The following is a 7,795-nucleotide window of genomic DNA, read 5'->3' on the forward strand; positions in this document are numbered from 1 at the left end:
GCGCCGATGATAGTGCTGCAACCAGTGTGAAAGTAGGTTATCGTCAGGCTAGTTATATGAAAAACCCCACCAGGTGATCCTGGTGGGGTTTTTTGCTTTGGACACGCGTAAAATCCCAAGGTCACAGTATTTTCTTATCTAGGAATAGCGATGAAGGTCTATCTGGTTGTGGTCGATACGCTCGCGGATTGGGAAATCGGCTACCTGACCGCAGAACTGCACAGCCGCCGATTTTTCGTAGACCCGTCGCGAGACTTCCAGTTGCTCAAGGCAGGTATTCATCGTGATCCGATAACGAGCATGGGCGGCGTGACCCACACGCCAGACCTGGCAATCGATGACATCCAGATGGGCGACAACGACCTGCTCCTGCTGCCAGGCGCAGAGATCTGGCAGTGCGCGCAAGCGAGGCCAGTCCTCGAGCTGGCTCGCAAGGCGCTGGACGAGGGCCGCCAGGTCGCCGCCATTTGCGGAGCGACCATCGGCCTGGCCAGCATCGGCGCACTGAACACACGGCGCCACACGTCCAACGATCTCGGATTTTTGAAAGCGTCCTGCCCTGACTACCGCGGTGAACACCTGTACCGCAAGGAGCCCGCCGTGCGCGGCGACAACTTGGTTACGGCGACCGGCTTGGCGCCGCTCGAATTCTCGTACGAGGTGCTGAAGATGCTCAAGGTCTGGAAGCCCGAAACCGCCAAGGCCTGGTACCGCCTGCACAAGACCCGCCAGGAGCGTTGGTACCATGAGTTGGTCGCTTCGATGTCGGATACGCCGGCCGTGTCGTCCTAGACTGCGATGGATTACCAGCAGCTTCTCGCCCAGCGCCGTGCGCACCCATCCTGGCGGCTCCTCGCAGCCGACCATGCGCCGATGATCGCCAGCTTCCTGCACCGCAGCTTCGTGGCGCCGAATGTACGCACGATCGCCCGCCAGCAGCTGGTGTCACAGCTGGACGATCACCTGTACCAACTCCATGAGCTGACTGGCGAGCAGGCGTTTCCCAAGCCTGCTGCCAACTATCTCGATGACTGGGCGTCCGACGACCGCGGCTGGCTGCGCAAATACTATCCACCAGGCGAAGACGAGCCTCATTACGATCTGACTTCGCCCGCCGAGCAGGCGCTGGAATGGTTGCAGGGCCTGGGCCAACGCGCTTTCATCGGAACCGAATCGCGGTTGATGACCGTGTTCGACCTGCTCAAGCAGATCGCCGACGGCACCGAGCTCAATCCCCGTGCGCGCATCGCCGAACTCCAGAAACGCAAGGCGGACATCGACGCCGAGATCGCACAGATCAAGGAGGGCCATCTGGCCTTGATGGAGCCGACCCAGGTGCGCGAACGCTTCTTGCAGATGGCGGCCACTGCGCGTGAACTGCTGTCCGATTTCCGCGCACTCGACCAGAACTTCCGCACGCTCGACCGCAGCGTGCGCGAAAGGATCGCCACCTGGGACGGCGGCAAGGGCGAACTGCTGCAGCAGATCTTTGTCTGGCGCGACCTGATCACCGAATCGGACGAAGGCAAGAGCTTCCGCGCTTTCTGGGACTTGCTGATGTCGCCGGCGCGCCAGGATGAATTGAGCAAGCTCCTTGAGCAGGTGATGGCGCTCGCCCCGATCCGTGAGATGGAGCCCGATGCCCGCCTGCGCCGTATCCATTACGACTGGCTCGAGGCCGGCGAAGTCACCCAGCGTACCGTCGCGCGCCTGTCGGAACAACTGCGTCGTTACCTCGACGACCAGGCCTGGCTGGAAAACCGTCGCATCATGGAACTGATCCGCCAAGTCGAACAAAAGGCGCTCGCCATGCGCGGGCAGATTCCCGACGCAGGTTTCACTGCGATCGACGAGCCGGCGCCGGACGTTGCGCTGCCCATGGAACGGCTGCTTTACACGCCGCCGTTCAAGGCCGATCTGCATGCGGTCGAGATCGAGGAGGCCGGCGTCACTATCTCGGCCGATGCCTTGTTCGATCAGGTGTATGTTGACCAGGTGCGCCTGATGTCGAACGTTCGACGTGCGTTGCAAACTCGCAGCCAAGCCTCGCTGGCCGCGGTGGTCGCCGAGCATCCGATCGAGCAAGGGCTGGCTGAGCTGGCGACGTACCTGAAGCTGGCGACGCAGGATGTGGCGGCAGTGATCGACGACGAGCGCACTGAATCTATCGGCTGGACCGGCGACGATGGCCGTCAACGCCAGGCCACGCTGCCGATGGTGATTTTTACCCTTCGCGAGCAGAAAGAAGAATGAACGACGACGATCGACTCGGCCCATTGGTGGTCAGCCTGTTCCAGGGCGTGCTGTATCGGGAGAGCGCCGAACAACTGTGGCAGGCACTGCTCGACCTGCAAGCACGGGTGCGTGACTATTGCGGCGTCATCGGGCTCGAACTGATCCTGGACGAAGCCGAGGGCTACGCTTATCTGCGCCAGCGCGTGCCAGTCCAGGGCGCCTCCGATGTGCCGCGTCTGGTCCAGCGCCGGCCACTGAGCTTCCCGGTGAGCCTGATCCTGGTCCTGCTGCGCAAGAAGCTTGCCGAGTTCGACGCGGTGAGTGCCGATACTCGACTGGTCGTCGCTCGCGACGACATCGTCGACCAGATGCGCCTGTTCCTTCCCGACACCGCCAACGAAGCGCGCCTGCTGGACCGCATGGACACCCATCTGGGCAAGGTCGTCGAACTCGGATTTTTGCGCCGCCTGCGCGGACAAGAAGGACAATACGAAGTGCGGCGCGTGCTCAAGGCCTTCGTCGATGCGCAGTGGCTGGACGACTTCGCGCAGCGGCTAGGTAGCTACGCGAACCATGCGGCAGGCGGCGGAACCGAGGACAAGGAATGAGCACGCTGCTTGATGCCGACCTGACGGATGTCTCCCAGCAGGCCGGCTTTCGCCTGAACCGTTTCGAGGTCTACAACTGGGGAACCTTCCACCAGCACGTGTGGCGCCTGAATCCTGGTGGCGCCAACATGCTGCTGACCGGCGATATCGGTTCGGGCAAGTCGACCCTGGTCGATGCGCTGACCACTTTGCTGGTCCCGTCCAACAAGGTCTCGTACAATAAGGCGGCCGGCGCCGATGCGCGCGAGCGCTCGACACGCACCTACGTGCTGGGGCACTACAAATCGGAGCGCGGCGACACTGGGTCGAGCGCGCGCGCAGTGCCGCTGCGTGACCAGCACAGCTACTCGGTGTTGCTCGGCGAATTCCATAACGAAGGCTATCAACAAACCGTCACGCTGGCCCAGGTGTTCTGGTTCAAGGACCCACGCGGCCAGCCCGAGCGCTTCTACGTCGTGGCCGAGAGCGCGCTGACGATCGCCGACCAGTTCTCGGGCTTCGGCAACGACATCACCCAATTGAAGAGACGCCTGCGCGGGATACCGGGTGTGACCCTGCACGACAGCTTCCCTGGATATGGCGCCGATTTTCGGCGCCGCTTCGGCATCGCGTCCGAACAGGCGATGGACTTGTTCAACCAGACCGTGTCGATGAAATCGGTCGGTAACCTGACCGAGTTCGTGCGCGAGCACATGCTCGAGCCGTTCCCGGTTCAGGAGCGTATCGACGACCTCATCAAGCACTTCGACGACCTCAATCGTGCTCATGAATCCGTGCTCAAGGCGCGGGCGCAGATCGAACGCCTGGAACCCCTGATCGCCGATTGCGATCGCCACGCCACCTTGGTGCAACAGGTCGATGAACTACGGGCCTGCCGAGAAACCCTGCGGCCGTGGTTCGCCGAGCTGAAAGCCGACCTGCTCGACAAGCGCATCGCCAACTGGGCCGCGAATGAAGAGCGCGCCGCCGCCAGACTGGCACGGCTGGACGAGGAACGCCGTTCTCACGCCCGCACGCGGGACGAGCTGACCGCCGCCATCTCCGCCAATGGCGGCAACCGTATCGACCAGATCGGCGGCGAGATCGCACGTCTGGACGCGACGCGCATCGAGAAGGGCGCACGTGCGCAGGGATATGAGCTGATCGCATCGGCGCTTGGACTGCCGGCGCCGTTTGATGCCGACACCTTCGACGCCAACCAGCGCGTGATCGCCGCCGGCCAGGCCGAATGCGTCGCCCAGCGCGACGAGCGCAGCAACCGGGTAACCGAGGCCGGCGTCACCGTGCGTGAACTGGGCAAGCTGCACGGCGAGCTGACCGGAGAACTCGAGTCCTTGCGCCAGCGCCGCTCGAATATCCCGCGCCAGATGCTGATGGTGCGCGAGTCGCTGTGCGAGGCCTTGTCGCTTGCTCCCGACGCGCTCCCGTTCATCGGCGAATTGCTTCAGGTGCGGGAGGACGAGCGTGCCTGGGAAGGTGCGGCCGAGCGCCTGCTGCATGCCTTCGGCCTGTCCCTGCTGGTACCCGAGAAGCACTATGCCCAAGTCGCGGCATGGGCCGAGCGCACCCATCTCGGCGCGCGTCTGGTGTATTACCGGGTCCGATCGCAGGTTGCGGCCGAGCCGCCGGCGCTGCATCCGGATTCGCTGGTGCGCAAATTGTCGGTCCAGCCCAACTCTCCGTTTTATGCCTGGATCGAATCCGAGCTGGCGCGCCGATTCGACTACGCCTGCTGCGCCTCGATCGACCAGTTTCGTCGCGAGCAGCGTGCGATCACCCGCAACGGCCAGGTCAAGTCGGGCGGCGAGCGGCATGAGAAGGACGACCGGCGCCAGATCGGCGACCGCACCAGCTATGTATTGGGCTGGTCGAACGAGGCCAAGATCGCGGCCCTGGCCAAGCAGGAGCGCGACCTCTCGACCCGCATCGCCGAGCATGGCAAGCAGCTTCGCACGTGGAAGACTGAGGCTGCCGAGTGGGACCGGATCAACGGCCTGTGGCAGCGGCTGGAGATGTACACATCGTTCACGGAGCTGGACTGGAAGCCGCTGGTGGCGGCGATCGACCGTCTCGAGCGCGAGCGGCAGGAGCTAGCCGCGTCGTCCGATCTGCTGCGCACCTTGCAGGAGCAGTTGCAGGCGCTGATCCAGGTGCAGGCCGACCTCGAGAGCCAGCATGCGGAGGCGAATGCTGCGCTGGCAACTTGGGTCGAGAAGTTGCGCCAGCAGCGCGCCTTTCTGGCCGAGTGCGCGCTGCTGACGGACGTCATCGATGCGACCATGCGCGCCACGGTCTTCCCGCTGCTATCCGCCTTGCGCGAACAGGCGCCTGGCGAGCATACCTTGACGGTCGAATCGTGCGACAACCGTGAGCGCGAGATGCGCACTTTCGTGCAAGCCCGCATCGATGCCGAGGGCAAGCGCATCGAGCGCCTGCGCGACAGCATCATCTCGGCCATGCAGGATTATGTGCGCGACTGGCCGCTCGACGCGCGCGAGGTGGATGCGAACATCGAGGCCGCCGATGAATTCCGGCGCATGCTGCAGGTGCTGGAGGCCGACGACCTGCCGCGCTTCGCCGGCAAATTCAAGGATCTGCTCAACGAAAACACGATCCGCGAGATCGCCGGGTTCCAGTCGCAGCTCAAGCGCGAACGCGAAACGATCCGCGAGCGGGTCGAGACCATCAACACCTCGCTGCACGCGATCGACTACAACCCGAATCGCTACATCGCCCTGGAGGCGGAGCCGAGCCTGGACGCCGACCTGCGCGACTTCCAGCAAGACCTGCGCAGCTGCACCGAAGGCGCGCTGACCGGGTCGAGCGACGAGGAATACACCGAGGCGAAATTCTTGCAGGTGCGGCGCATCATCGAGCGTTTCAGGGGACGCGAAGGCAGCGCCGAGATGGACCGGCGCTGGACCCGCAAGGTGACCGACGTGCGCAACTGGTTCGTGTTCTCGGCGTCCGAGCGCTGGCGCGAGGACGACAGCGAGCATGAACACTACACCGACGCCGGCGGCAAGTCGGGTGGCCAGAAGGAGAAGCTGGCGTACACCGTGCTGGCCGCCAGTCTCGCCTACCAGTTCGGCCTCGAATGGGGCGCCGTGCGTTCGCGCTCGTTCCGCTTCGTGGTTATCGACGAGGCATTCGGGCGCGGCTCCGACGAATCGGCCCGCTATGGCCTGGAGCTGTTCCGCCGCATGAACCTGCAGCTGCTGATCGTGACGCCGCTGCAGAAGATCCACATCATCGAGCCTTACGTGGCGGGCCTGGGATTCGTGCATAGCGAAGAAGGGCGGCAGTCGATGCTGCGCTACCTGAGCATCGAGGAGTACCGCGCCGAGCGTGGTGCGCGGGTCGGATGACCGCGATGCGCAGCGCATGGTCGTCGCCGGGCGACATCGTCGCCAGCGTCCAGCGCCTGTGGGACAGCGGCGCCATCCTGGCCGCGCGCCTGGACGGCGGCGCCCTGTTTCCGCATGAAGTCCGGCTGCGGCAACCTTCGGTCGCCGCCATGGGAGAGCAGTTCGACCTCGTGCGCGACTGGATCGGCGCCTTGCGCAGCAGCAGCCGTCCCGAACGGGGCGATGGCTATGAACTGGTCTGGCGCGACATCAACCACCGCCAGTTGGGACGCAACCGCATCCCGGTGGCGGCCATCGTGGATTCGGAGGCGTCTGCGCTGCGCATGATCGGCCGAGGCGCGGATGCGCGTCGCTTCGATGAACTGCTTGCCACGACCCTCGACGCGTTTCCCATCCTTCGCCAATGGCTGGCCAGGCAGCCGCTACGCCTGCTCGAGCACAGGGACGGATGGGAACGGATCCTGGCCGTACTGCGCTGGTTCGTCGCGAACCCGCGCCCAGGCATTTATCTGCGTCAGCTCGATATCCCGGGCGTCGACACCAAGTTCATCGAAGTGCGCAAGGGGTTGATTGCCGAACTGCTCGACCAGGTGCTGCCTGCCGAATCGATCGATGCCGGCGCCATCGGTGCGCGGCAGTTCGAGGCGCGTTATGGCCTGCTGGGCAAACCAGCGCAGATTCGTTTCCGCATGCTCGACCGGCGGCACGATATCGGCGGCTGTTCCGACCTGATGGTGCCGGTGGCGCAGTTCACCGCATTGCGCACGGGCGTGGACCGCGTCTACATCACGGAGAACGAGGTGAATGCGCTGGCCTTTCCCGATATGGACTCGAGCATGGTGATATTCGGAGGTGGTTATGGCATCGACCGCCTGGCGCAGGTCGACTGGCTACGTAGCCGTCGCGTCATGTACTGGGGCGATATCGATACCCATGGCTTTGCGATCCTCGATCGCCTGCGAGCGTCGATCCCCGGGGTGGAATCGCTGCTGATGGATGAGGAGACATTGCATGCTCACCGCCATGTATGGGGGCAGGAGGATGGCGATAAACGTTACTTGGCAGACTTGATGCGGCTGACCGAGCAGGAGCAGCGGTTATTTGTTGAGTTGCGTGATAATGTGTTTGAGGAACGACTACGGCTCGAACAGGAGCGCATCGGCTATACCTGGGCGGTCGACGCGATTCGACAAAGTTGAAAACTACCCTTGCGGCGGCGATGGCGCTTTGTTATAGTCTCGCTCCTCGACGCAGACGCCACCTCATGGTAGCGAAAACGAAGAGAAAAAAGAGGTTGACGAAAATCGCGAAACACCTGATAATCTCGCCTCTCTGCTGCTGACGAACACAACGCTTCGAAGCAAAATGCAGAAAGCAGTACCGAACCCTCGGCGGGAGCCGCGTTCTTTAAAAATTAACAGTCGATAAGTGTGGGCGTTTGATGAAGGTGCCAAGAACTTCGGTTCTTGATTACTTAAATTATCAAATGTTCACAAAAAAGAAATACGTTGTCTCAGCAATGAGATAACGGTCAGTATTTTGAGTGAGCGACCCCTGCAGCAATGCAGGGTGACTCGAAAGAGT

General features: G+C 63.0%; 5 protein-coding genes. All 5 read left to right on the top strand.

From position 1 onward, the window contains the following. Window positions 1–150 precede the first annotated feature (150 nt). From SOM61_RS26280 to SOM61_RS26300, 5 genes are read left to right on the top strand one after another with little or no spacing between them, the layout of a single operon-like run. A complete protein-coding gene (locus SOM61_RS26280; RefSeq protein WP_320476811.1) occupies window positions 151–792 on the top strand; it encodes a type 1 glutamine amidotransferase family protein in 642 nt (213 codons plus the stop codon). 6 nt (window positions 793–798) lie between these two features. Beyond that, window positions 799–2,253: a DUF3375 domain-containing protein gene (locus SOM61_RS26285; RefSeq protein ID WP_320476812.1), complete on the top strand. Its 1,455-nt coding sequence runs from the start codon at window positions 799–801 to the stop codon at window positions 2,251–2,253. Then, the gene (locus tag SOM61_RS26290) at window positions 2,250–2,843 is read left to right on the top strand and encodes a DUF4194 domain-containing protein (protein WP_320476813.1); all 594 of its coding nucleotides are present in this window, start codon (window positions 2,250–2,252) and stop codon (window positions 2,841–2,843) included. The genes SOM61_RS26285 and SOM61_RS26290 overlap by 4 nt, the downstream gene beginning before the upstream one ends. Further along, complete coding sequence (locus SOM61_RS26295) at window positions 2,840–6,211, top strand: ATP-binding protein (protein WP_320476814.1); 3,372 nt, start codon at window positions 2,840–2,842, stop codon at window positions 6,209–6,211. The genes SOM61_RS26290 and SOM61_RS26295 overlap by 4 nt, the downstream gene beginning before the upstream one ends. After that, window positions 6,208–7,410: a DUF3322 domain-containing protein gene (locus SOM61_RS26300; RefSeq protein ID WP_320476815.1), complete on the top strand. Its 1,203-nt coding sequence runs from the start codon at window positions 6,208–6,210 to the stop codon at window positions 7,408–7,410. The genes SOM61_RS26295 and SOM61_RS26300 overlap by 4 nt, the downstream gene beginning before the upstream one ends. Window positions 7,411–7,795: the final 385 nt, after the last annotated feature.

It is taken from the genome of Massilia sp. CFBP9012, from assembly GCF_034045115.1.
Lineage (GTDB): Bacteria > Pseudomonadota > Gammaproteobacteria > Burkholderiales > Burkholderiaceae_D > Telluria.

Bases quoted from the DNA above. Each gene is read 5' to 3' on its own strand.
- SOM61_RS26290 (WP_320476813.1), top strand. From the start codon at position 2,250: ATGAACGACGACGATCGACTCGGCCCATTGGTGGTCAGCCTGTTCCAG.
- SOM61_RS26295 (WP_320476814.1), top strand. From the start codon at position 2,840: ATGAGCACGCTGCTTGATGCCGACCTGACGGATGTCTCCCAGCAGGCC.
- SOM61_RS26300 (WP_320476815.1), top strand. From the start codon at position 6,208: ATGACCGCGATGCGCAGCGCATGGTCGTCGCCGGGCGACATCGTCGCC.
- SOM61_RS26280 (WP_320476811.1), top strand. From the start codon at position 151: ATGAAGGTCTATCTGGTTGTGGTCGATACGCTCGCGGATTGGGAAATC.
- SOM61_RS26285 (WP_320476812.1), top strand. From the start codon at position 799: ATGGATTACCAGCAGCTTCTCGCCCAGCGCCGTGCGCACCCATCCTGG.